At 76.0% G+C, this 22,009-nt stretch carries 19 protein-coding genes; 7 read left to right on the top strand and 12 right to left on the bottom strand.

The genetic code is table 11. The features are described from left to right. Positions 1-115: 115 nt before the first annotated feature. Complete coding sequence (locus ACI8AB_RS17615) at positions 116-1,936, bottom strand: ABC-F family ATP-binding cassette domain-containing protein (RefSeq protein WP_387987475.1); 1,821 nt, start codon at positions 1,934-1,936, stop codon at positions 116-118. Between the two features lie 159 nt (positions 1,937-2,095). Here ACI8AB_RS17615 and ACI8AB_RS17610 point away from each other — a divergent pair, with 159 nt between their 5' ends. Continuing rightward, entirely contained in the window at positions 2,096-2,869 is a 774-nt protein-coding gene (locus ACI8AB_RS17610) for a hypothetical protein (RefSeq protein ID WP_456951176.1), read from the top strand. 23 nt (positions 2,870-2,892) lie between these two features. On the opposite strand, the gene ACI8AB_RS17605 is transcribed toward ACI8AB_RS17610, so the two are convergent. Genes ACI8AB_RS17605 through ACI8AB_RS17595 form a run of 3 tightly spaced genes read right to left on the bottom strand, consistent with a single transcriptional unit; the run spans position 2,893 to position 6,328 of the window. Then, positions 2,893-3,792 (bottom strand): transglutaminase family protein, encoded by a 900-nt coding sequence (locus ACI8AB_RS17605; RefSeq protein WP_456951175.1) that lies wholly within the window; start codon positions 3,790-3,792, stop codon positions 2,893-2,895. After that, the gene (locus ACI8AB_RS17600) at positions 3,789-4,739 is read right to left on the bottom strand and encodes an alpha-E domain-containing protein (protein WP_387987478.1); all 951 of its coding nucleotides are present in this window, start codon (positions 4,737-4,739) and stop codon (positions 3,789-3,791) included. Before ACI8AB_RS17600 ends, ACI8AB_RS17605 begins: the two co-directional genes overlap by 4 nt. Further along, a complete protein-coding gene (locus tag ACI8AB_RS17595) occupies positions 4,733-6,328 on the bottom strand; it encodes a circularly permuted type 2 ATP-grasp protein (protein WP_456951174.1) in 1,596 nt (531 codons plus the stop codon). The genes ACI8AB_RS17600 and ACI8AB_RS17595 overlap by 7 nt, the downstream gene beginning before the upstream one ends. Before the next feature lie 111 nt (positions 6,329-6,439). Here ACI8AB_RS17595 and ACI8AB_RS17590 point away from each other — a divergent pair, with 111 nt between their 5' ends. Then, positions 6,440-7,972 carry a Mur ligase family protein gene (locus ACI8AB_RS17590; RefSeq protein WP_456951173.1) on the top strand — a complete coding sequence of 511 codons (1,533 nt, stop codon included), beginning with the start codon at positions 6,440-6,442 and terminating at the stop codon, positions 7,970-7,972. 23 nt (positions 7,973-7,995) lie between these two features. Here ACI8AB_RS17590 and ACI8AB_RS17585 read toward each other — a convergent pair whose 3' ends face one another. Further along, on the bottom strand, positions 7,996-8,760 hold the full coding sequence (locus tag ACI8AB_RS17585; protein ID WP_456951172.1) for a class I SAM-dependent methyltransferase: 765 nt from the start codon (positions 8,758-8,760) through the stop codon (positions 7,996-7,998). After that, entirely contained in the window at positions 8,757-9,776 is a 1,020-nt protein-coding gene (locus ACI8AB_RS17580; protein WP_456951171.1) for a methylenetetrahydrofolate reductase C-terminal domain-containing protein, read from the bottom strand. The genes ACI8AB_RS17585 and ACI8AB_RS17580 overlap by 4 nt, the downstream gene beginning before the upstream one ends. 107 nt (positions 9,777-9,883) lie before the next feature. On the opposite strand from ACI8AB_RS17580, the gene ACI8AB_RS17575 reads away from it, so the two are divergent. The 4 genes from ACI8AB_RS17575 (at position 9,884) to ACI8AB_RS17560 (ending at position 13,345) form a co-directional block, all read left to right on the top strand. After that, positions 9,884-10,870 carry a pirin family protein gene (locus tag ACI8AB_RS17575; protein ID WP_456951170.1) on the top strand — a complete coding sequence of 329 codons (987 nt, stop codon included), beginning with the start codon at positions 9,884-9,886 and terminating at the stop codon, positions 10,868-10,870. A gap of 132 nt (positions 10,871-11,002) precedes the next feature. Beyond that, on the top strand, positions 11,003-11,914 hold the full coding sequence (locus tag ACI8AB_RS17570) for a DUF5996 family protein (RefSeq protein ID WP_456951169.1): 912 nt from the start codon (positions 11,003-11,005) through the stop codon (positions 11,912-11,914). Positions 11,915-11,948: 34 nt separating this feature from the next. Next, positions 11,949-12,920, top strand: a complete 972-nt coding sequence (locus ACI8AB_RS17565; protein WP_456951168.1) for a pirin family protein — start codon at positions 11,949-11,951, stop codon at positions 12,918-12,920. Beyond that, positions 12,917-13,345, top strand: a complete 429-nt coding sequence (locus tag ACI8AB_RS17560) for a PPOX class F420-dependent oxidoreductase (RefSeq protein WP_387987491.1) — start codon at positions 12,917-12,919, stop codon at positions 13,343-13,345. The genes ACI8AB_RS17565 and ACI8AB_RS17560 overlap by 4 nt, the downstream gene beginning before the upstream one ends. Before the next feature lie 63 nt (positions 13,346-13,408). Here the strand turns inward: ACI8AB_RS17560 and ACI8AB_RS17555 are convergent, their stop codons facing one another. After that, complete coding sequence (locus ACI8AB_RS17555; protein WP_456951167.1) at positions 13,409-15,493, bottom strand: TPM domain-containing protein; 2,085 nt, start codon at positions 15,491-15,493, stop codon at positions 13,409-13,411. 99 nt (positions 15,494-15,592) lie between these two features. Between ACI8AB_RS17555 and ACI8AB_RS17550 the strand changes: the two genes are divergently transcribed. Beyond that, the gene (locus tag ACI8AB_RS17550) at positions 15,593-15,952 is read left to right on the top strand and encodes a Rieske (2Fe-2S) protein (RefSeq protein ID WP_387987494.1); all 360 of its coding nucleotides are present in this window, start codon (positions 15,593-15,595) and stop codon (positions 15,950-15,952) included. 3 nt (positions 15,953-15,955) lie between these two features. On the opposite strand, the gene ACI8AB_RS17545 is transcribed toward ACI8AB_RS17550, so the two are convergent. From ACI8AB_RS17545 to ACI8AB_RS17525, 5 genes are all read right to left on the bottom strand, one after another. After that, the gene (locus ACI8AB_RS17545; RefSeq protein WP_456951166.1) at positions 15,956-17,095 is read right to left on the bottom strand and encodes an ABC transporter ATP-binding protein; all 1,140 of its coding nucleotides are present in this window, start codon (positions 17,093-17,095) and stop codon (positions 15,956-15,958) included. Then, positions 17,092-18,171, bottom strand: coding sequence for an ABC transporter ATP-binding protein (locus ACI8AB_RS17540; RefSeq protein ID WP_456951165.1), 1,080 nt, complete (start codon positions 18,169-18,171; stop codon positions 17,092-17,094). Before ACI8AB_RS17540 ends, ACI8AB_RS17545 begins: the two co-directional genes overlap by 4 nt. After that, positions 18,168-19,109, bottom strand: coding sequence for an ABC transporter permease (locus ACI8AB_RS17535; RefSeq protein WP_456951164.1), 942 nt, complete (start codon positions 19,107-19,109; stop codon positions 18,168-18,170). Before ACI8AB_RS17535 ends, ACI8AB_RS17540 begins: the two co-directional genes overlap by 4 nt. A 16-nt stretch (positions 19,110-19,125) precedes the next feature. Then, positions 19,126-20,130 (bottom strand): ABC transporter permease, encoded by a 1,005-nt coding sequence (locus ACI8AB_RS17530; protein ID WP_456951163.1) that lies wholly within the window; start codon positions 20,128-20,130, stop codon positions 19,126-19,128. Positions 20,131-20,218: 88 nt separating this feature from the next. Beyond that, entirely contained in the window at positions 20,219-21,925 is a 1,707-nt protein-coding gene (locus ACI8AB_RS17525) for an ABC transporter substrate-binding protein (RefSeq protein WP_456951162.1), read from the bottom strand. Positions 21,926-22,009 lie beyond the last annotated feature (84 nt).

Raw genomic sequence — 22,009 nt, 5'->3', positions numbered from 1 at the left:
CCCCGGCCCCCGCCCCCGCGACCCCCGGCCCCGGCCCCAAAGGGGCGCCCTCCCGCCCCCCCCCCGCGGGGTGCCCCCGGCCCGCGCTCGCGTGAGCCAGGACGACGGCGCCGCGTCAGCCCTCGGCGAGCTCCGCGGCGGCCAGCCAGTCGGTCTCGACCCGGTCCTTCTCGGCCAGCAGGGTCCGCAGCCGGCCGTCGAGCTCCACGACCCTCGCGTGGTCGGTGGCCGCGGCGGCGAGCTCGGCGTGCAGCCGCTCCTCCTCCGCGCCGAGCTTCTCCAGCCGCCGCTCGAGCCGGGCGGCCTCCTTGCGGGCGGCGCGCACCTCCGCCGCCGAGGGGCCGGCCGGGGCGGGCGCCGGGGCGGCGCCGCCGGCGGGCGCGAGACCGGAGCCGGCCGAGGGCAGTGCTGCCTCACCGGCGGCCCGGCGGGCGAGGTACTCCTCCACCCCGCCGGGCAGCGCGGCCAGCGAGCCGTCGCCCATCAGCGCGACCACCGAGTCGCAGACCCGGTCGACGAAGTACCGGTCGTGGCTGACCACCAGCACCGTGCCGGGGAAGGAGTCGAGCAGGTCCTCGAGCTGGGTGAGCGTGTCGATGTCGAGGTCGTTGGTCGGCTCGTCGAGCAGCAGCACGTTCGGCTCGGCCATGAGCAGGCGCAGCAGCTGCAGCCGCCGCCGCTCGCCGCCGGAGAGGTCGCCGACCGGCGTCCACTGCCGCGACGCCGGGAAGCCGAACCGCTCGGCCAGCGACGACGCGGAGACCTCCTGGTTGCCGATCCGCGCGATGCGGGCGATCTCCTGCACCGCCTCGAGCACCCGCAGCCGCCCGGGCAGCTCGGTGACGTGCTGCGACAGGTACGCGGGCGCCACCGTCTGCCCGCGCACCACCCGGCCGCGGTCCGGCTCGACCTCGCCGACCAGCAGCCGCAGCAGCGAGGTCTTGCCGGCGCCGTTGACGCCGACCACGCCGATGCGGTCGCCGGGGCCCACGTGCCAGGTCAGGTCGCGGAACAGCGCCCGCGGGCCGTCGTCGGAGGGCACGGCGTAGTCGACGTCCTCGACGTCGTAGACGGTCCTGCCGAGCCGCCGGGCGGCGAAGCCCTTCAGCGCCATCGACTCCCGCGGCGGCGGCTCGTCGGCGATGAGCGCCTCGGCCGCCTCGATGCGGAACCGCGGCTTGCTGGTGCGCGCCGGCGCGCCGCGGCGCAGCCAGGCGAGCTCCTTGCGCACCAGGTTCAGCCGCCGCTCCTCGGTCACCGCCGCGACGCGGGCGCGCTCGGCGCGGGCCAGCGTGTAGGCCGCGTAGCCGCCCTCGTAGGCGTGCACCGCGCCGTCGGTGACCTCCCAGGTCTGCGTGCAGACCTCGTCGAGGAACCACCGGTCGTGGGTGACGACGACCAGCGCGCCGACCCGCCGCTTGACGAAGTCGGCCAGCCAGGCCACACCCTCGACGTCGAGGTGGTTGGTCGGCTCGTCGAGCACCAGCAGGTCCAGCGGCCGGATCAGCTGCGCGGCCAGGGCGACCCGCCGGCGCTCGCCGCCGGACATCGGGGCGACCGGGCTGTCCAGGCCGAGCCGGTCGAGCTCCAGGCCGGTCAGCACGCTGCGGACGGCCGGGTCGGCGGCCCACTCGTGCTCGGCGGCGAACAGCGTCCCGGGCAGGACGACGTCGCGGACGGTGGCGCCCGGCGGCAGCGTGCCGGACTGGTCGAGGACGCCGACGGCGAGGTCGCCGCGCCGGGTGACCCGTCCGGAGTCGGGCTCCTCGCGGCCGGTGAGGACGCCGAGCAGCGTGGACTTGCCGCTGCCGTTGCGCCCCACGACGCCGATCCGCTCGCCGGCGGCGACGCCGAGGGAGACGCCGTCGAGCAGCACGGTCGTGCCGTGTGCCTTGGAGACCCGCTCGAGGTTGAGCAGGTTCAGCGGGGCGCTCACGGCCGGGTCCAGGTCATCGGACCCCAGTATCCCCGGCCGCCCGCACGCCCCGGCCGCCCGGGGCGGTCCGCTAGTGGACCCCAAGGCACCCGCAAGCGGCGTCCGGAGAGTCATCGGCAGCACACCCCGGGTGTCCGGGGCGGACGAGCGGAGGACGACATGAGCATGACGGCAGCGGCCCACGACACGGCGTTCCCGGCCCCGGCGCCGGCGGCACCGCGCCTGCGGGCGGTCCCGCCGCTGGCCGAGCCCGCCCCGGGGACGACGGCGCTGTGGTGGGCCCGGCTGCTGCGCCACGGCCCCGGCCCCGTCGAGTACTCGCTGGTGGCGGTCAACTCCGACCGCTTCCCCGACGGCACCCCGGTCGACATGACCGCCGTCGACGCCCGCGGGCGCCGCCCCGCCGGCTGGCAGGTCGACGTCCGGCACCGTGCCTCCGACGGCCGGGTGGTGCGCATCGAGGTCGCCGAGGAGCTGTCGGGGACCTGCCCGCCGATGTGGTTCGCCGAGGTCACCCACGCGACCAGCGCCGTCCCGGCCGCCTCGCTGCTGGCCTTCCGCGGCAACGCCTTCCGGCCCGGCGCGGTCGTCCGCCCGCACGAGGTCGCCGCCGCCGGGGTGAGGATGACCGACCGGATCGCCGAGGTCCGCTGGTGGATCCGCTCCGGCCTGGTCGACGACGTCACCGTCGAGCCGGTGTACCGCGGCCGCGGCGTGGCCCGCACCCTGGTCACCGCCGCCGAGGGGCTGCGCTTCCTGCGCGGCTGGGCGCCGCTGCGCTCCGACGGCCGCCTCACCGACGCCGGCGCCGCCTGGCTGGAGTCCGCCCCGCCCGCGTGGCGGCCGCGGCTGGCCGACCGCACCGAGGTGCTCCCCGACGCCGACACCGAGGAGGAGCTCACCGGCGTCGCCCGGCTGCTCCGGGGCTTCTAGGCGAGCTCCCGGGCGAGGGGCTCCTAGGCCAGCCGGGTGACCTCCACGGTCACCGTGTGCCCGTCGCTGCGCGGGCCCGAGAAGATGCCGGTGAACGGCGGGACGTCGCCGTAGTCGCGGCCGCGGCCCAGGGTCACGTGCCGCGGCCCGATCGGGACGCCGTTGGTGGGGTCGGCGGCGCACCAGCCGCCGTCCCACCACTCCACCCAGGCGTGGCTCTCGCCGGTCACCGTCTCGCCGATGCCGGCCGACGGCCGCGGGTGCAGGTAGCCGGAGACGTAGCGGGCGGGCAGGCCCAGCTCGCGCAGCAGGCCCACGGTGACGTGCGAGATGTCCTGGCAGACGCCCCTGCCCGCCGTCCAGGCCTGCATCGCCGTGGTCCGCACCGACGTCGAGCCGGACAGGTACTCCATGTGCTCGCGGACGAACCGGCACACCGCGGGCCCGGCCTGGTGCGGCGGGGCGTCGCCGACCGCGGCCCGGGCGGCGCGCACCACGGTCGGGTCCATGGCGGTGCGGGGCGTGGGGGCCAGCAGCTCGCCGAAGCGGTCGCGGACCAGCCGGCCGCGGAGGGCGGACCAGCCCACGTGGTCGTGGTCGACGACGTCGGGGCCGGCCTCCACGATCGAGGTCCCGGTGACCACCAGCTCCCGGTGCGGGGTGTGCAGGTCGAAGGCGGTGACCGTCGAACCCCAGTAGTCGCGGTAGGCGAACGCGGTCGCGGCCGGCTCGATCTCCACCCGCGAGCGCAGCGTCGTCTGCCGGCCGCTGTTCTCCGGCGTCAGCCGGGCCTCGTTGTAGGAGGAGCGCACCGGCCCGCCGTAGCGGAACCGGGTGGTGTGCACGACCTGCAGCCGCCAGCGGTCGCCGGGCGGGCGCGGCGCCCGGCCGGGGACCTGGGTCTGGACCTGCGACTGGCTCACGCGACCCCCTCGGGCACCCACACCTGCGGCGCCTGCTCGGTGAAGAACCGGCCGGTGACCGCCGCGCTGGCCAGCGAGCAGGTGCGCTGCAGCTCGTCGAGCCGCTGCGGCAGCCGGTCCAGCAGCTCGGGCGGCGGCATGAACTCGAGCATCGTGCGCGCCCGGCCGACGATCCGGTGCGCCTCGCCGGCCACGCCGATGCGGGTGGCGTCGCGGACGGTGGAGCGCTCCAGCTCGGCCAGGCACGCCTCGGCCTGCTCCAGCGCGGCGAACACCGACCGCGGGAACAGCCGGTCCAGCAGCAGGAACTCCGCTGCGCGGCTGGAGTCGACGACGCCGCGGTAGGTGCGCAGGTAGGGCTCGTAGGCGCCGGTGGAGCGCAGCACCAGCGTCCACGACGGCGCCGCGTCCCCGGCCAGCACGCGGGTGGAGAGGATCCGCGCGGTCATGTCCACCCGCTCCAGCGAGCGGCCGAGGACGAGGAACAGCCAGGACTCGTCGCGGCTCATCGTGGAGTCGGCCAGGCCGAAGACCATCGCCGAGCGCTCGCGGACGAACCGGAACAGCGAGTGCGGCCCGTACCGGCGGGCCATCGTGCGCTGCTGCGGCAGCGCGTTGTGCGTGACGTTGAGCGACTCCCAGATCTCGGCCGAGAGCACCTCGCGGGCGCCGCGGGCGTTCTCCCGCGCCGCCGACAGCGCCCCGACGATCGAGCTCGGGCTGTCCCGCTCGAAGGCCAGGGTCGCGAGCACCCGCTCGGTGTCGGCCTCCTCCTCGGGCACGCCCGCGCCCATGAGGCCGAGCAGGTTCGCGCAGGCCCGCCGCTCGTCGATCCACGGGTCCTCGACCAGCCGCTGGGTGTGCACGTCGAGGATCCGGGCGGTGTCGTCGGCGCGCTCGACGTACCGGCCGATCCAGAACAGCGACTCCGCGATCCGGCTCAGCACGGCGTCTCCCCCAGGGTCTGCTGCTGCTGTTGCGACTGGCCGGCGACGGCGTCCTCGAACGGGCCGGGGTCCTGGCCGGGCGGGTCGCCGGGCAGGTCGGCGGCGGTGAACTCGATCCGGGTGCGCGCCGGCGGCTCGTCGTCCTCGGGCGCCGGCCGCGGCGGGCTGAACACCCACGTGTCCTTCGAGCCCCCGCCCTGGCTGGAGTTGACCACCAGCTCGCCCTCGGGCAGCGCCACGCGGGTCAGCCCGCCGGGCAGCACCCAGACCCGCTCGCCGTCGTTGACGGCGAACGGCCGCAGGTCGACGTGCCGCGGGGCGATCCGGCCGCCCACCAGCGTCGGCGACGTCGACAGCCCGATCGGCCGCTGCGCGATCCAGTCGCGGGGCCGGGCGCGGACCTTCTCCGCCAGCTCGGCGAGCGTCGCGTCGTCGGCGCGCGGGCCGATGACGATGCCCTTGCCGCCCGAGCCGTCGACCGGCTTGAGCACCAGCTGGTCGAGGCAGTCGAGCACCCAGCGCACGGTGTCCTCGTCGTCGAGCCGGTGGGTCTCGGCGTTGTCGAGGACCGGCTCCTCGGCGAGGTAGTAGCGGACGAGGTCGGGCACCCAGGTGTAGAGCAGCTTGTCGTCGGCGACGCCGTTGCCGACGGCGTTGGCGATGGTCACCCGGCCGGCGCGGGCGGCGTTGAGGACGCCGGCGCAGCCGATCACCGAGTCGGGACGGAAGTGCACCGGGTCGAGGAAGTCGTCGTCGATGCGCCGGTAGATGACGTCGACGCGGCGCTGGCCGTCGGTGGTGCGCATGCTCACCTGGTTGCCGGCGCACACCAGGTCGCGGCCCTCGACCAGCTCCACGCCCATCTGCCGGGCCAGCAGCGCGTGCTCGAAGTAGGCGGAGTTGTAGACGCCCGGGGTGAGCAGGACGACGGTCGGGTCGCTGACGTTCGGCGGCGCCGAGGCCTTGAGCGCCTCGAGCAGGCGGGTCGGGTAGTCCGCCACCGGCTCGATGCGGTGGTCGGCGAACAGCTCGGGCAGCACCTGGCTCATCGCCGCGCGGTTGGTGATGACGTAGCTGACCCCGGACGGCGAGCGCAGGTTGTCCTCGAGCACCCGGAAGTCGCCGGCCTCGTCGCGCACCAGGTCGATCCCGGCCACGTGCACCCGCACGCCGTTGGGCGGCACCAGCCCGTGCGCCTGCCGGTGGAAGTGCGCGCTCGTCGTGACCACGCTGCGCGGCACGACGCCGTCGGCGAAGACCTCGCCCGCGCCGTACACGTCGGCGAGGAAGGCCTCCAGCGCGTGCACCCGCTGGGCCACGCCGCGCTCGACGACCGCCCACTCGTCGGCCCCGATCACCCGCGGCACGATGTCCAGCGGGAAGGGCTGCTCCTCGCCGGCGTGGGCGAAGGTGACCCCGGCGTCCCGGTAGGTCTGCGACAGCAGGTCCGCGCGCGCGGCGAGCTCCTCGCCGGCCATCGGCTGCAGCGACGCGAACAGCCCGGCGTAGGCCGGCCGGGGCTGCGCCGGGCCGCCGAACATCTCGTCCCACTGCTCCCCGAGTGGGTAGCCGTCGAAGAGGTCCGCCATGGTCCGGAACCTAGTTCGGGCGTGTGTCCGGCGCGTTTCCGGACGGCGACGACGCGCCGGGGCGGATTGCTCGACCTGCGAGAACATTGCGCGCCACCTACCGTCGGCCGGGTGCCCCTCCCCGCCGTGACCTGGCCGGACGTCGAGCGGCGGGCGGCCACCGTCCCCGGCGGGGAGGTCCGCCGCGTCGGGGGCACCGACGCCCTGACCGTGCGCGGCCTGGTCACCGACTCCCGGCGGGTGGCGCCCGGCTCGCTGTTCGCCTGCGTCCGCGGCGCGGTCAGCGACGGGCACCGGCACGCCGGGGCCGCCGCGCGGGCGGGTGCCGCGGCGCTGCTGGTGGACCGACCGGTCGACGTCGCGCTGCCGCAGCTGCGCGTCTCCTCGGTGCGCGCCCAGCTCGGCCCGCTCGGCGCGCTGCTCGCCGGCGACCCGGCGCGCGCCCTGCGCCTGGTCGGGGTGACCGGCAGCAACGGCAAGACGACGACCGGCGCGCTCGTGCGCGGGGTGCTCGACGCGGCGGGCGCCCGCACCGGCGTCGTCGGCACGCTCGGCGCGTCCGTCGGCACCCGCTCGCGCGGGACGGCGCTGACCACGCCCGAGGCCCCGGAGCTGCACGAGCTGCTGCGCTGGATGGTCGACGCCGGGGCGCGGCGGGCCGTCGTCGAGGCGTCCTCGATCGCGCTGGACGTGGGCCGCATCGACGGGCTGCGCTTCGACGTCGCGGTGTTCACCGGCTTCGAGGAGGACCACCTCGACCACCACGGCACCCTCGAGCAGTACTGGGCGAGCAAGGCGCGGCTGTTCGAGCGCGACCGCGCGGCGGCCGGCGTCGTGGTGGTCGACGAGCCGTGGGGCCGGCGGCTGGCCGACCAGGCGCCGGTGCCGGTGACCCGCGTGGGCTCGGCCGCGGACGCCGACGTCCGGGTCCTGGGCTGGCGCACCGGCGTCGGCGGCACCGACGTGCTGCTGGCCGACGACACCGGCGGCCACCGGGTGCACAGCCCGCTGGTCGGCCGGGTGCACGTGACCAACCTGGCCGCGGCGTGGGCCACCGGGCGGGTGCTCGGGGTGGACCCGGTGCGGATCGCCGACGGCCTGGCCACGGTCGCGCCGCCGCGGGGGCGCAACACCGTGCTCGGCGGGCGCGGGCGGCCGCTGGTCGTCGTGGACTACGCGCACACCCCGCGCGCGCTGGCCGCGGCGGTCACCACCGCCCGCGACCTGTGCCGGCCCGGCGGCCGGGTGCACCTCGTGCTCGGCGCCCGCGGCCGCCGCGACCGGTACAAGCGGCAGGGCCTGGGCGAGTCCGCCCGCGCGGCCGACGTCGTCTGGCTGACCAACGAGGGCAGCCACGGGGAGGACCCGGCGGCGATCGTGGCCGAGCTGCGGGTCGGCCTGCTGGGGGCGGACGCGGCCGTGCGCACCGTCCCGGACCGGCGCGCGGCGATCCTGGCGGCGGTGCGCGCCGCCGGCCCGGCCGACGTCGTCCTGCTCGTGGGCCGCGGGCACGAGACCCGGGTGCTCGACACGGCCGACCCGCGCGACGCCGTCCACCTCGACGACGCCGAGGTCGCCACCACCGCGCTGATCGCCGAGCACGGCCCGCCGGTGGTCGCCGCCGAGGGCGAGCTCGCCTCCTGACCCGCCCCTCCCCGCGGCCGGCGTCAGCGCGCCTCGGCGACCCCGAGCCACGGCCGCAGCGCGCCGTCGGCGAGCAGCCGGCCCACCCGGCGGGACTGCTCCTGCGCCTCGCGCCAGCGCGGGTCCTCCCCGTGCCGGCGGGCCACCTCGGCGTCGACGGCGTCGGCCCGTCCGCTCCACTCCGGCGGGCTGTCCCCGAGGTCCGCGGTCGCGGTCTCCCCCAGCCGGAACCCGGCCGCGGCCAGCAGCTCCGCCAGTTCGCGCTCGCCGGGGAACTCGTTGCCCTCCGGCAGCGGCGGCGGCAGCGGACCGACGGCGACGAAGACCAGCAGGCCCAGCCGGCCGCCGTCGGCCAGCACCCGGCGCAGCTCGGCCAGCGCACCGGGCTTGTCGGCGGTCGTGCACAGCACCCCGAGGCACCACGCCGCGTCGAACGCGGCGTCGCGGAAGGGCAGCCGCTGGGCCACCGCCGTGACCGACGGCAGGCCGAACAGCCGGGCGGCCGCCCGCGCCGCGGTGTGCATCGGCTCGGCGCACACGGGCCGGACCCCGCGGTCGGCGGCCAGCCAGCCGGCCGGCCCGCCGACCCCGGCGCCGGCGTCGAGCACCCGGCTGCCCGGGCGCAGCGCCAGCCGGTCGGCCAGCCAGCGCAGCGCGCCCTCGCTGCCGCTGCCCCGGCACCCGGCCGGGATGGCGTGCCCGGCTCCCAGCGCCCGCACCGCCTCCTCGGTCCAGCCGGCGACGTCGCCGAACTCGGCCTCCATCGCCTCGCTCTCCAGCTCGCTCACGCGACCTCCCGGACGGCGGCGGCGACCTCCGCCTTGACCTGCGCCCCGGCGTCCTCCCCGCCGCCCGCGGCCGGGCCGGAGAGGTTGACCCCGACGACCCCGGGGACCGCCAGCAGCGCCCGGGCCTCGGCCACCGCGGCCGCGATGCCGGCCGCCCGGGGGTCCGGGGCCGCGAGCACGCGCTCGACCGTCGCGTCGTCCACGTGCAGGCCGGGGAACCCCTGGAGCACCCGGGCCGACCGCTCGTCGGTGTAGACCGCCACCGCGGCGACGAACGGCAGCGTGGCCCCGGCCCGGCGGGCCGCGGCGACGAAGACCGCCACCTCGGCCGGCGTGCGCACGTGGTTGAGCACGCACAGCTGCGCGCCGGCCCGCTGCTTGTCCGCCACCCGGGCGGGGCGCCGGTGCACCGGCGGCGCGGACGGCGACTCCGGGACGGCGACCGGCAGCCCGGCGGTCGCCGCGAGCGCGGCCAGCCGGACGCCGTCGAGGTCGAAGACCTGGGTGGCGCCGGGCCGGACGCCGGGGCCGCGGGCGTCGCCGGTCACGCAGAGGACGCCGTCGACGCCGACGGCGGCCAGGCCGGCCAGCTCCTGCTCGAGGACGACGCGGTTGCGGTCCCGGCAGGCCAGCGTGGTCCACGGCCGGCCGCCGGCCTGCAGGACCTCCGCGGCGACGAGGGTGGGCGGGAAGTCCGGGCGGTTGGCGTGCTCGCCCACCAGCAGCCCATCGGAGACGGGGGCCAGCGCCCCGACCACCCGGCGCAGGGAGGCCGGGTCGTAGGGCGCCACGCTGAGGTCGGTCAGCACGACGGGCCGGGTGCGGGCGCGGTCGAGCAGACCGCCCGGCCGGGGCGGCGCGGGGGGCGGCGCCGGCGCGTCCCACGCCGGCGCGGGGTCGTCGACGAAGACGCACCGCTCCTCGGCGACCTCGCAGCGGCCGTCGTCCCGGACCCCGCCGCACGGACCGAAGACCATGCGCTTCGGGCAACCGGACCGCCGGCCGACCTCGTCCACCCCCGGGACGTGACCGGTGTGCGGGCGGGCGAAACGACCGGGAACAGATCCGCCGCACGCGGTGCTGTGGTCGCCACTGGTTGAGAGCTCAACTGAGGAGGCCGGCGATGCCCGCCGTCACCGTCGAGGACCCCACCACCCTGCCGCGCGTCCCGCTGCCCGGGCCGGGCACGGTCCGCCGCCGCACCCGCTCGGTGACCACCGCGCCGTCGGGCCTCGAGGGCGAGGGCTTCCCGGTCCGCCGCGCCTTCGCCGGGGTCGACCTGCGCGACCTGGACCCGTTCCTGCACATGGACCAGATGGGCGAGGTCGAGTACGCCCCCGGTGAGCCCAGGGGCACGTCCTGGCACCCGCACCGCGGCTTCGAGACCGTCACCTACATCCTCGACGGCACCTTCGAGCACGCCGACTCGCACGGGGGCGGCGGCACGATCGGCGACGGCGACACGCAGTGGATGACCGCCGGCGGCGGCGTGCTGCACGTCGAGCGGCCGCCGGAGCACCTCGTGGTCAGCGGCGGGCTGTTCCACGGCCTGCAGCTCTGGGTGAACCTGCCGCGGGCGCAGAAGTGGGTGCAGCCGCGCTACCAGGACCTGCGCGCCGACCTGTCGGTGCTGCTGGCCAGCCCCGACGCCGGCGCGTTGCTGCGGGTCATCGCCGGCGACGTCGCCGGGCACCGCGGGCCGGGCTCGACGTACACGCCGATGGCGATGGTGCACGCCACCGTCTCCCCCGGCGCGACGCTCGACCTGCCGTGGGACCCCTCGTTCAACGCACTGGTCTACGTCCTGTCCGGCGCCGGCTCGGTCGGCATCGACGGGGCGCCGGTGCGCACCGGCCGGCTCGCCGTCCTCGGCCCCGGCGACACGGTGACCGTCCGCGGCGCGGTGCGGCAGGAGTCGCGCACGCCGGCGCTCGACGTCGTCGTCCTCGGCGGGCGGCCGATCCGTGAGCCGGTCGCGATGTACGGGCCGTTCGTCATGAACACCCGGCAGGAGCTGCTCGACGCGTTCGCCGACTCCCGGGCCGGCCGGCTCGGCAGCATCCCGGCCACCTACGCGCACGCCGCCGTGCGCGGCGGGACGGGGCAGTGAGCACCGGACGGTGAGCAGCGGACGGTGAGCAGCGGACGGTGAGCAGCGGACGGTGAGCACGGCCCCGGTGGCGGCTTCCGCGCCGCCGCCGGGGCCTGCATGCTGGCCGCGACCGCCGACCGAGGAGCCCCCGTGCCCGTCTTCCCGCCCGTGCCGCTGGCCGACTGGGCCGACACCAAGGACACCCTGCACCGGTTCCTGCAGGTCGTGGGCAAGCTGCGGCTGGCCAACGCCCCGCGGCGCAACCACTGGTGGCACGTCCCCTTCCACCTCACCGGCCGCGGCCTGACCACCCGGCCGATGGGCTTCGACCCCGTCTTCGCCGTCGACCTCGACCTGGTCGACCACCGGCTCGAGATCGCCGTGGCCGACGGGCGGCGGACGTCGTTCCCGCTGCCCGGGCTGAGCGTGGCGGCCTTCTACCGGCAGCTGCTCGGCAGCCTGTCGGCGCTGGGCCTGCCCGCGACCGTCGAGCTGCCCGTCCCCTTCGACCTGGCCGACCGCACGCCGTTCGCCGAGGACGAGCACCACGCCGCCTACGACCGCGCCGCGGTGACCCGCTACTGGGTGGTGCTCGGCCAGGTGGCCCAGGTGCTCGAGGAGTTCGCCGGCCGCAGCTACGCCAAGACCAGCCCGGTGCACCACTTCTGGCACACCTTCGACCTGGCCGTCACCCGCTTCTCCGACCGCCGGGTGGAGCAGCCGGACACCGTCGACCCGGTCACCCGCGAGGCCTACTCGCACGAGGTGATCAGCGCCGGCTTCTGGTTCGGCGACGACCAGGTCCCGGAGCCGGCGTTCTACTCCTACACCGCGCCCGAGCCCGCGGGCCTGGCCGAGGAGCCGCTGCGGCCGGCGGCGGCGCGGTGGATCGACAGCCGCGGCGCCCACCTCGCGCTGCTGCCCTACGAGGACGTGCGGGCGGCGGCCGACCCGCGCGCCACCGTCCTGGAGTTCCTGGACAGCGCCTACGCCGCCGGCGCCCGCCGCGCCGGCTGGGACCTGGCCGCGCTGCGCTGCCCGACCGCGCCCGAACCCCGCTGACCCTGCCCGCCGTCCGCCGTCCGGAGGTCCGCCCATGAGCAACACCGAGCCCCGCCCCACCCCGCGCGAGGTGGGTGGCCTGGACGGCACGGCCGCCGGTCCGGCCCTCGACCTGCTGCCCGCCAAGGAGGTGCCGCTGGGGGAGAACACCGTCGTCCGGCGGCTGCTGCCGACTCTCGGCCGCCGGATGGTCGGCGCCTGGGCGTTCGTCGACCACTACGGCCCCGACGACGTCGCGGCGACCTCCGGCATGCAGGTGACCCCGCACCCGCACACCGGGCTGCAGACGGTGTCCTGGCTGCTCCAGGGCACCGTGCACCACCGCGACTCGCTCGGCAGCGACGTCACCTTCGGCCCCGGCCAGCTCGCGCTCATGACCGCCGGGCACGGCATCGCGCACTCCGAGCAGTCGCCGGTGCCGCACCCGCGGTTCCTGCACGGCGCCCAGCTGTGGGTGGCGCTGCCCGACGCCACCCGCGACACCGCGCCGGCCTTCGAGCACCACGCGACGCTGCCCGGGTTCACCTCCGACGGGCTGACCGCGACGGTGCTGATGGGCGGGTTCGGCGGCGCGGTGTCGCCGGGCACCGCGCACACGGCGATCGTCGGCGTCGACCTGGACCTGGCCGCGGGCGCCGACGTCGAGGTGCCGCTGGAGCCGGACTTCGAGCACGCGCTCCTCGGCGCCTCGGGCGGGGCCGACGTCGAGGGCGCGCCGCTGGCGCACGGGGCGATGGTCTACCTGGGCACCGGCCGGCGGTCGGTGCGGATCCGGACCGAGGCGGCCACGAGGCTGCTGCTGCTCGGCGGCGAGCCGTTCGAGGAGCGGCTGGTCATGTGGTGGAACTTCGTCGGCCGCTCCGGCGAGGAGATCGCCGAGTACGCCGAGCGGTGGAACGACGGCGACCCGCGGTTCGGCGTCGTCGCCGGGTTCGACGAGGACCAGCGGCAGCTCGCGCCGGCGCTGCCGCCGGTGCCGCTCAAGGCCCGGGGGCGGATCCGGTGACCGCCGACGAGCGGCACCTGGCCTTCGTGGCGGAGCACCACATGGGCGTGCTGGCCACGGTCAAGCGCGACGGGCGGCCCCAGGTGTCCACCGTCGGCTACGCCTACGACCCGGAGCGGCGGCTGTTCCGGATCTCGGTGACCGCGGACCGGGCCAAGACGCGCAACCTCCGGGCCGACCCGCGGCTCACCCTGCACGTGACCTCGCGCGACCTCTGGTCGTGGGTGGCCGTCGAGGGCACCGCGGAGCTCACCCCGGTCGCCGCCGACCCGCACGACGCCACGGTGGAGGAGCTCGTCGCCTACTACCGCGGCATCTCCGAGGAGCACGAGGACTGGGACGACTACCGCCGGGCGATGGTGGCCGAGCGGCGCCTGGTCGTCCGGTTCACCCCCGAGCACACCTACGGCCAGCTGCCCGGCTGACCCGGCCTCGCGCGCCCGGCGGCTCCTCCGGCAGGGAGGAGCCGGTTGTCTCCCGGAGCCGCGTCAGAAGCGGCCGCCGCCGCTGCGGCCGCGGCTGCGCGAGCCGCCGAAGCTGCCGCCCCGCGGCCGCCCGCCACTGCTCCCCAGGCCACCACCGAAGCCACCGCCGAGGCCCCCGCCCCCGTGGCCCCGGCCGTGCCCGCCGCCGAAGCCGCCGGCCAGGATGCCGCCGAGCACGAGGCTGCCGAGGTCGACGCCGCCCCGCCCGCCGCCGTACCCCGGCGCGTAGCCCGGCCCGTACCCCGGCCCGTAGCCGCCGCCGTAGCCGCCGCCGTACCCGCCGCCGTACCCGCCGCCGTAGCCCGAGGACCACGTGGCGACGTCGGACTGCGCGAGCTGCAGCGCCGACTGCGCGAGCTGGTCGGCCAGCTGCGCCTCCCGCAGCGCGCCCTCGGGGTCGGTGCGCCCGGTGCCGACGGCGGCGTCGAGGTGGCGCTGCGCCTCGGCCAGCCGCGTGCGGGCCTCGGGGCCGACCGCGCCGCGCCGGGTGTCGACGAAGTCCGCCGCGGCGGCCACCGCCGAGCGGGCCCGCAGCAGCGTCTGGTCCAGCGCCGCGGCCGCCCGGCGGGCCCGGGTCTGCGCGTCCCGGGCGACGGCGAGCGCCTGCTCCAGCGCGACGTCGGCCTCCTCCAGCCGGCGCAGCGCGGTGAGCGGGTCGGGCAGCGCGCCGTCGCCGGAGCCCATGGCCTCCTCCGCCGCGGCGAGCCCCGCCTCGGCCCGGGCCACCTGCGGCCGCAGCCCGCCGGCGTTCCCGGAGGCCACCAGGGCGCGTGCCTCGGCGAGGTCCTCCTCGGTCTCGGCGCGGACGGCGGGCAGCCGGGCGGCGGCCTCCTCGAGGTCGCGCTCGAGCCGGGCGACGGCGTCGAGCAGCGTGCCGACCTGGGCCACCGCGTCCTCGGCCGCCCGCAGGTCGCCCACCGCCTCGCCGGAGCGGCCGGCGTCGAGCGCGGCCCGGGCCTCGGCGACCTCCTGCTCGGCGGCGGCCAGCCGCGCGCGGGCCTGGTCGAGGTTGTCGGCCACCGGCGCCAGGGCGGACGCCGCGTACCGCCGCTGCAGCCGGGTCATCCGCTGCTCGTCCTGCGGCAGCCGGCCGTGCAGCGCGGTGATCCGCGGGCCCAGCGCCTCCAGCGCCTGCGGGGCGGTGCGCTCGAGGTCGCGCAGCTGCTCGAAGGCCTGCGCCTGCTCGTCGAGCCGGGCGTCGGCGGCCGCGGTGAGCTGCAGGATCTCGCCCAGGATCCGCCGCCGCGCCGGCTCGTCCTCCGGGATCTCGTCGTCGAGCTGCTGGCGCAGCGTGAAGGCGCGGGTGAGCTCCTGCCGCGACTGCCCCAGCGCCTCGGTGAACCCGGCGACGGCGGCCTCCCCGTACTGCAGCCGGGCGAAGTCCAGGTCCAGCTGGGAGGTCTTCACCGCCTCGTCGAGGTCGAGCAGCGCGGCGCCGGCCCGGCCCTGCAGCTCCTCGGTGGGCACACCGGCGTTCGGGTCGGGCCGCTCGATCCGCGTCGTCGGGGGCGGCGTCCCCTGCCGGCGGCGCCGCGAGCGCGCCACCAGGTAGGCACCTCCGCCGACGACGGCGACCCCTCCGACGACGGCGGCGGTGACGGCCCCCGAGCCGCCGTCGGAGCCGGAGCCCGCCGGGTCGCCGACGCCCTCGGCGAAGGCCACCCCGGCGCCGGCCCAGTCGTCGGCGCCGAGCTCGGGCTCGACGTCGCGCGCGAGGAACTCCTCGACCTCCGCGTCCGTCTGCGGGAACGCGTCGTCGACCCAGTAGCCGTAACGCCGGTCGTCCACCGCGACGGCGAACAGCACGTCGGTCGACCCGAGCCCGGACGCCTCCGCGGTGGCCTGCGCCCACGCCCCCTGGTCGATGCCGTCGAAGCTGGCCACGAAGACGACGAACGCCTGCGTGCCGTCCTCGGCCTGCCGCTCGTCGACCGCCTGCTGCACCTGCGCGAGTCCCCCGGAGCCGAGCACGCCGGCGCGGTCGGTCACCTCGTCGGGGACGTCGAAGGGCGGCTCGGCCAGCGCCGGGCTGCCGCCGGCGACCAGGACCGCGGCCGTGACTGCGAGGACCCCCATCAGCCGGCGCACGGTCCCGACCCTAGGTGGGCGCCTCCCTTTCGGCGGGATGGGACGGGCACGACCGGGTAGGGGGCGGTCGACCGAGTCCCGACCCGAGGAGGACCACCCGTGAGCGAGACCGACCGCATCCCCGCCGACCGGCTGCCCCCGGGGACGGTGGGCCGGGCCGGGAGGTGGGCGGTGGGCAACCGCGACGGCGAGTACTTCGCCGTGTCCCGCCGCTGCCGCCACCAGCTCGCCGACCTCTCCGAGGGGTCCCTCGACGAGGACGGCTGCCTGGTCTGCCCGTGGCACCAGAGCCGGTTCGACGTGCGCACCGGCGAGATGGTCGAGGGCCCGCGCGGCTTCCTCGGCTACCACGGGCCCACGCCGGGCTACACCCAGTTCGTCCGGGGCTACGCGAAGGTGCTGCGGCTGCGGGTGAAGCGGGCGCTGCGCCGCGGCGACGACGTCGTCGTGGAGGACTGAGGCCTAGGTCCGCTCGATCGGCGCGTCGAGACCCTGCACGAGGGCATCGCTCTCCGGGCTCTCCGCGCCGGTCGGGCGGACGCTGACGCCCTGTGTCGCGGCGACCTCCTCCGGCGAGCGCGGCGCGAGCAGCCCGTCGCGGATCTCCTCCGCCCAGTGGCAGGCCACCAGGTGCCCGGTGCCCAGCTCGCGCAGGACGGGCGCCTCGTCGTCGCAGCGGGTGTCCTGCCGCCACGGACACCGGGTGTGGAAACGGCAGCCGCTGGGCGGGTTGGCCGGCGACGGCAGGTCCCCGGCCAGCAGGATCCGCTCGCGGCTCTCCTCGACCACCGGGTCGGGCACCGGGACGGCGCTCATGAGCGCCCGCGTGTACGGGTGCAGCGGCTCGGTGTAGAGGACGTCGGAGGGAGCCTGCTCGACGAGTGAGCCCAGGTACATGACGCCGACGACGTCGCTGATGTGCCGGACCACCGCGAGGTCGTGCGCGATGACGAGGTAGGTCAGGCCCAGCCGCTCCTGCAGCTCCTCGAGCAGGTTGACCACCTGCGCCTGCACGCTGACGTCGAGCGCGGAGACCGGCTCGTCGGCGATGAGCAGGTCCGGCTCGAGGGCGATCGCCCGGGCGATGCCGATGCGCTGACGCTGCCCCCCGGAGAACTCGTGCGGATAGCGCCGCAGCGCGGCCGACGGCAGGCCGACCGCGTCGAGCAGCGTCCGGATCCGCTCGGCGATGCCCTGCCGGCCACCGCCCAGTCCGTGGGCGACGAGCGGCTCGGACAGGAGCGACTCGACGTTCTGCCGGGGGTCGAGGCTGCCCAGCGGGTCCTGGAAGACCATCTGCATGCGGCGGCGCATCGTCCGCAGCGGCTCCCCCGACAGGGAGGCGACGTCGGTCCCGTCGAAGACGACCCGCCCGCCGGTGGGCTCGACCAGGCGCAGGACGGCGCGCCCGAGGGTGGACTTGCCGCAGCCGGACTCCCCCACCAGGCCGTACGTGGTGCCGCGGCCGATGCTCAGGTCGACGCCGTCGACGGCGCGGACGTGCCCCACGGTGCGGTTGACGAGGACCCCCCGCTTGATCGGGAAGTGCACCTGGAGGCCCTCGACCCGCAGCAGCGGGTCGGCGGACGGGGCGGCGGTCATCGGGCGGCTCCGGACGCGGTGGCCCCGGCCGGGGGCCCGGGGTACTCGAGGGGGTGCCGGCAGCGCAGCTCGCGGCCGGGTCCGTCGTACTCCAGCGGCACCGTGCTGCCCGCGACCTCGGTGAGGCAGTCGTCCTGGGCGTTGTCGCACCGCGGCGCGAACGCGCAGCCCTCGGCCCAGGGGATGGCGTCGCGCGCGGAGCCGCGGATGGGGTGCAGCGGCGCGCCGCGAGCGCCGTCCAGCCGCGGGACGGAGGCCAGAAGGCCCCCCGTGTAGGGCTGGCGGGGTCGGGCGAACAGGTCGTGCCGGTCTGCCGACTCGATGATCCGGCCGGCGTACATGACGTGCACCCGGTCGCAGAGCCCCGCGACCACGCCCAGGTCGTGGGTGATCATCACCAGCGCCGTCCCCGACTCGACGACGAGCTCGCGCAGCAGCTCGAGGATCTGCGCCTGGATCGTCACGTCGAGCGCGGTCGTGGGCTCGTCCGCGATGAGCAGCCGGGGCGCGCAGGCCAGCGCCATGGCGATCAGCGCCCGCTGCCGCATGCCGCCGGAGAGCTGGTGCGGGTACTCCTTGAGCCGGCGCCGGGGATCGGGGATGCCGACGCGGTCGAGCAGGCGGGTGGCCTCGTCGACGGCGTCCTTCTTCGACAGCTCCCGGTGCTGGAGGAGGACCTCGGTGACCTGGGTCCCGATGGGAACCGTCGGGTTCAGGGAGGACAGCGGGTCCTGGAACACCATGGCCATGTCCGCGCCCCGCCGGTCCCGCAGCTCCCGTTCGGGAGCACCGAGCAGCTCAGCGCCGTCGAGCCGGACCGACCCGCCGACCTCCACGCCGCGGCGCGGCAGCAGGCCCATGACCGCGAGGGACGTCACCGACTTGCCGCAGCCGGACTCACCGACCAGCCCGATCGTCTCACCCGGCGCCACGCCGAAGCTGACGCCGTCGACCGCCCGCGTCGGCTGCTCGCCGCGCCGCGTGAACGTGACGGTGAGGTCCTCGACCTCGAGCACGGGCAGGCCGGTGCGGTCGGCGGACCGGGGCGGCAGCTCCTCGATGGTCAGCGGGCTCACCTCCGGAACTTCGGGTCGAGCGCCTCGCGCAGCGACTCGCCGAGCAGGGTGAAGCCGAGCGCGACGACGATGATGCACAGGGCCGGGTAGATCGCCAGCTCCGGCCGGACGGACAGGAAGTCCTGCGCGTTGGACAGCATGGCCCCCCACTCCGGCCGGGCCAGGTCGGGGTCGCCCAGGCCGAGGAAGGACAGGGCCGCGGCCTCGATGATCGCCGTCGCCAGTGACAGCGTCGTCTGGACGATCACCGGCGACAGCGAGTTGGGCAGGACGTGGCCGAAGACGATCCGGCCGCGCTTGATGCCCAGGGCCTGGGCGGCGAGGACGTAGTCGCTGTTCCGCTGGCTCAGCATCGACCCGCGCAGCAGCCGGGCGAAGACCGGGACCTGGGTCACCGCGATCGCGATCATCAGCGACCACTGGTTCTGGCCCAGGAGCACCGAGATGCTGATCGCCATCAGCAGGCTCGGGATGGACAGGACGATGTCGACGAACCGCATGATCACGGTGTCGACCCAGCCGCCGAACGCGCCGGCCAGGACACCGAGGGACATGCCGACGACGACGCCGAGCAGCGTCGACACCACCCCGATGAGCAGCGACTGGCGGGAGCCGACGATCAGCCGCGACAGCAGGTCGCGGCCGAGCTCGTCGGCGCCGAGGGGGAAGCCCGCCTGGGCACCGGGGATGTAGCCGGGGCGGATCTCCGACAGCAGCGTCTGCGCCAGCGGGTCCCGCGGGGCCAGCAGCGGCGCGAACGCCGCGACCACCAGGAACACGACGACGATGACCGCGCCGAGGATCGCCACCGGGTTGCGCCGCAGCCGGCGGAACGCGCTGCGGGTGAGCGAGACGCCGCCCTCCCCCTCGGGCACCTGGCCGGCGCGGGCGGCCAGCTCGTCGATCCGCCGCCGGCGGACGTCGCCCACCGCGGTCATCGGCCCTCCCCCTGGTTCACGAGACCCTGACCCGGGGGTCGAGCAGCCCGTAGGAGATGTCGACCAGCAGGTTCACCAGCACGTACATGATGGCCAGCATGAGGACGAAGCCCTGCAGCAGCGCGTAGTCCCGCTGGAAGATCGCGTCGTAGATGGCCGACCCCACCCCGCCGAAGGCGAACACCGTCTCGGTGAGCACCGCCCCCGACAGCAGCAGGCCCGTCTGCAGGCCGATCGTCGTCGAGACGGGCAGCAGCGCGTTGCGCAGGACGTGGCGGCGCCGGACGGTCGCCGTCGCCAGGCCCTTGGCGTTCGCCGTCCGCACGTAGTCCTCGTTCACCACGTCCAGGACCGAGGCCCGGGTGATGCGCACGATGATGGCCAGCGGGATCGTGCCGAGCGCGATCCCGGGCAGGATCAGGTGCTCGAAGGCGTCCCAGGCGGCGTCCCACTCGCGCGTGAGCAACCCGTCCAGCACGTAGAAGTTGGTGACCCGGGTGGCGTCGATGCGCACCTCCTGGCGGCCGGAACCGGGCAGCCAGCCCAGCTCGACGGCGAACAGCAGGCGCAGCAGGTAGGCCAGGAAGAAGACCGGGATGGCGACGCCGAGCAGCGAGCCGATGACCGACGCCGAATCCAGCCAGCTGCCGTGGCGTCGGGCGGCCAGGTACCCCAGCGGGATGCCGACGCCGATCGCGAAGACCATCGCGAACAGGGTCAGCTCGATGGTTCCGGGCATCCGCTCGAGAAATTCCTCGGTGACCGGGCGCCCGGTGCGCGCGGAGTTGCCGAAGTCCAGCTGTACGGCGCGGCCGAGGAAGCGCAGGTACTGCACGTAGAGCGGCTGGTCGAGTCCGAACAGCTCGTTGTAGCGGGCGACCGCCTCGGGGGTGGCCCGCTCACCGAGCGCGGCCTGGGCCGGCCCTCCGGGCAGCGCCCGCAGCCAGGCGAAGAGCAGGACCGACAGCCCCAGCAGGATCGGGATCAGCTGCAGGAGCCGCCGGACGACGAAGCGGAGCACGCGCTCGGTTCACCTCTCCGGGGGGCGGGAACGGCGCCGGCCGCGCCGGGGACAGGATCCACCTGCCCGGCGCGGCCGGCACTGCGGGTCAGTCGCTGAGCGACACCGTCGCGAACTCCTCGGCGGTCAGCGGGCTGGGCTCCAGGCCCTGGACGTTCTCCGCCACCACCAGCGCCGGCGGCGAGTGCGAGATCGGGACACCCGGCAGGTAGTCCATGATCAGCCGGTTGGCCTCCTGGTAGAGCTCGGTGCGGCGGCTCGGGTCGGGCTCCTGGTCCGCCTGGGCCAGGGCCTGGAAGATCTCCGGCGCGCTGAAGGCACCGAACTCCGCTGACGCCTGGTTGTTCGCGTCCTCGGCGAAGAACGTGCCGATGAAGTTGTAGGCGTCGTTGTAGTCGCCGGTCCAGCCGAGCAGGTGGACGTCCGCCTGGCCGGCCTGCACCGCGTTGGTGTAGTCCGGGTTCCACGGCAGCGCCGTCGGCTCGATGGTGAAGCCGGCGTCGGTCAGGTTCTGGCTGATGACCTGGAACATCGCGGCCGGGTCCGGCAGGTAGGGCCGGCTGACGTCGGTCGGGTAGTAGAACCGCAGTGTCGTGCCGAGCTGGCCGGCCTCCGTGAGGAGCTGCCGGGCCCGGTCCGGGTCGTAGTCGTAGGTGGTGACGTCCTCGGCCCAGCCGTCGACCGTCGGCGGCATGAACTGGGTGGCCGCCTCCGCACCCTCCGGCAGCAGCGAGTTGACGATGGTCTCGCGGTCGATGGCGTGCGCGATGGCCTGGCGCACCCGCGGGTCCTGCAGCGCCGGGTTGGCGTTGACGCCGGGCACGTTGCCGCCGTTGATCCCCAGGTACAGGATGTTGAACGGGTCGCGGACCAGGACCTGGAGGCCCTCGTCCTCCAGCGTCTGGTAGTCCGCGGGGGCCACGTAGTCGTAGCCGTCGATCGAGCCGGCCTGCAGCTCCTGCCGGCGGGCGTTCCCGTCCGGGATCGTCCGGAAGATGATCTCGTCGAGGAGCGCGGGGTCACCCCAGTAGTCGTCGTTGCGGACGATGGTGACCTCGCCGTTGCCGCGGTCCCAGCTCTCGAACTTGAACGGACCGGTGCCGACCGGGTGCTCGAGGGCGTACGGGGGGTAGGTGAGCGCGTCCTCGCTGCCGGAGAGGTTGTCGGCGTCGTACTCCTGCAGGGCCGTGGGGCTCTGGATGGAGAACGCCGGCAGGGCCAGGGCGGCGGGGAACTTCGACGTGACCTGGGTCAGCCGGATGACCGCGGTGTTCTCGTCGCTCGCCTGGCAGCTCTCGTAGATGCTGGGGAAGTCCGGCGTGCTGGCGAAGCCGCCGAAGACCGCCTGGTAGTAGTACGAGGCGCTGGGGCTCTGCGCCAGGCCCTCGAAGTTGTACCAGCGGTCGAAGTTGAAGCAGACCGCCTCGGCGTTGAAGTCGGTGCCGTCGTGGAACTTCACGCCCTGGCGCAGGTTGAACGTGTACTCGAGGCCGTCCTCGCTGACCTCCCAGTCCTCCGCCAGCTCGGGCTCGGGATCGGTCCCTCCCAGCTCGTTGCCCAGCAGGCCCTCGAAGATCTGCCGGGAGACGCGGAAGGTCTCGCCGTCGCTGCCGAAGGCCGGGTCGAGCATGGCCGGGTCGCCGGCCGCCCCGAAGACGAGGGTGCCGCCGGACTGGGCCTCGCCACCCTCCCCGCCCGAGCCGGAGTCCCGGTCGCTGGAGGCACAGGCGGCCAGGGTCACTGCGGTGAGCACGGCCGCCGAGGCGGCCAGCGCACGCTGTGGTCGACGCTGCATCGCGGAAGACCTGCCTTCTCGACCCCGATGGGCCGGATGGGTTCGACGCTGGGCGGCCGTGCGGTGGAAGAACCGCACGGACGT

The sequence above is a fragment of the Geodermatophilus sp. SYSU D00698 genome (genome assembly GCF_054050335.1).
Note: the sequence above shows the minus strand (reverse complement) of the source record. Positions and strands in the feature narration are given on the sequence as shown.

Excerpts from the sequence above, each read along its gene's own strand:
- ACI8AB_RS17545 (WP_456951166.1), bottom strand. The coding sequence starts at position 17,095 with ATGACCGCCGCCCCGTCCGCCGACCCGCTGCTGCGGGTCGAGGGCCTC.
- ACI8AB_RS17535 (WP_456951164.1), bottom strand. The coding sequence starts at position 19,109 with ATGACCGCGGTGGGCGACGTCCGCCGGCGGCGGATCGACGAGCTGGCC.
- ACI8AB_RS17525 (WP_456951162.1), bottom strand. The coding sequence starts at position 21,925 with ATGCAGCGTCGACCACAGCGTGCGCTGGCCGCCTCGGCGGCCGTGCTC.
- ACI8AB_RS17575 (WP_456951170.1), top strand. The coding sequence starts at position 9,884 with ATGCCCGCCGTCACCGTCGAGGACCCCACCACCCTGCCGCGCGTCCCG.
- ACI8AB_RS17595 (WP_456951174.1), bottom strand. The coding sequence starts at position 6,328 with ATGGCGGACCTCTTCGACGGCTACCCACTCGGGGAGCAGTGGGACGAG.
- ACI8AB_RS17565 (WP_456951168.1), top strand. The coding sequence starts at position 11,949 with ATGAGCAACACCGAGCCCCGCCCCACCCCGCGCGAGGTGGGTGGCCTG.
- ACI8AB_RS17610 (WP_456951176.1), top strand. The coding sequence starts at position 2,096 with ATGAGCATGACGGCAGCGGCCCACGACACGGCGTTCCCGGCCCCGGCG.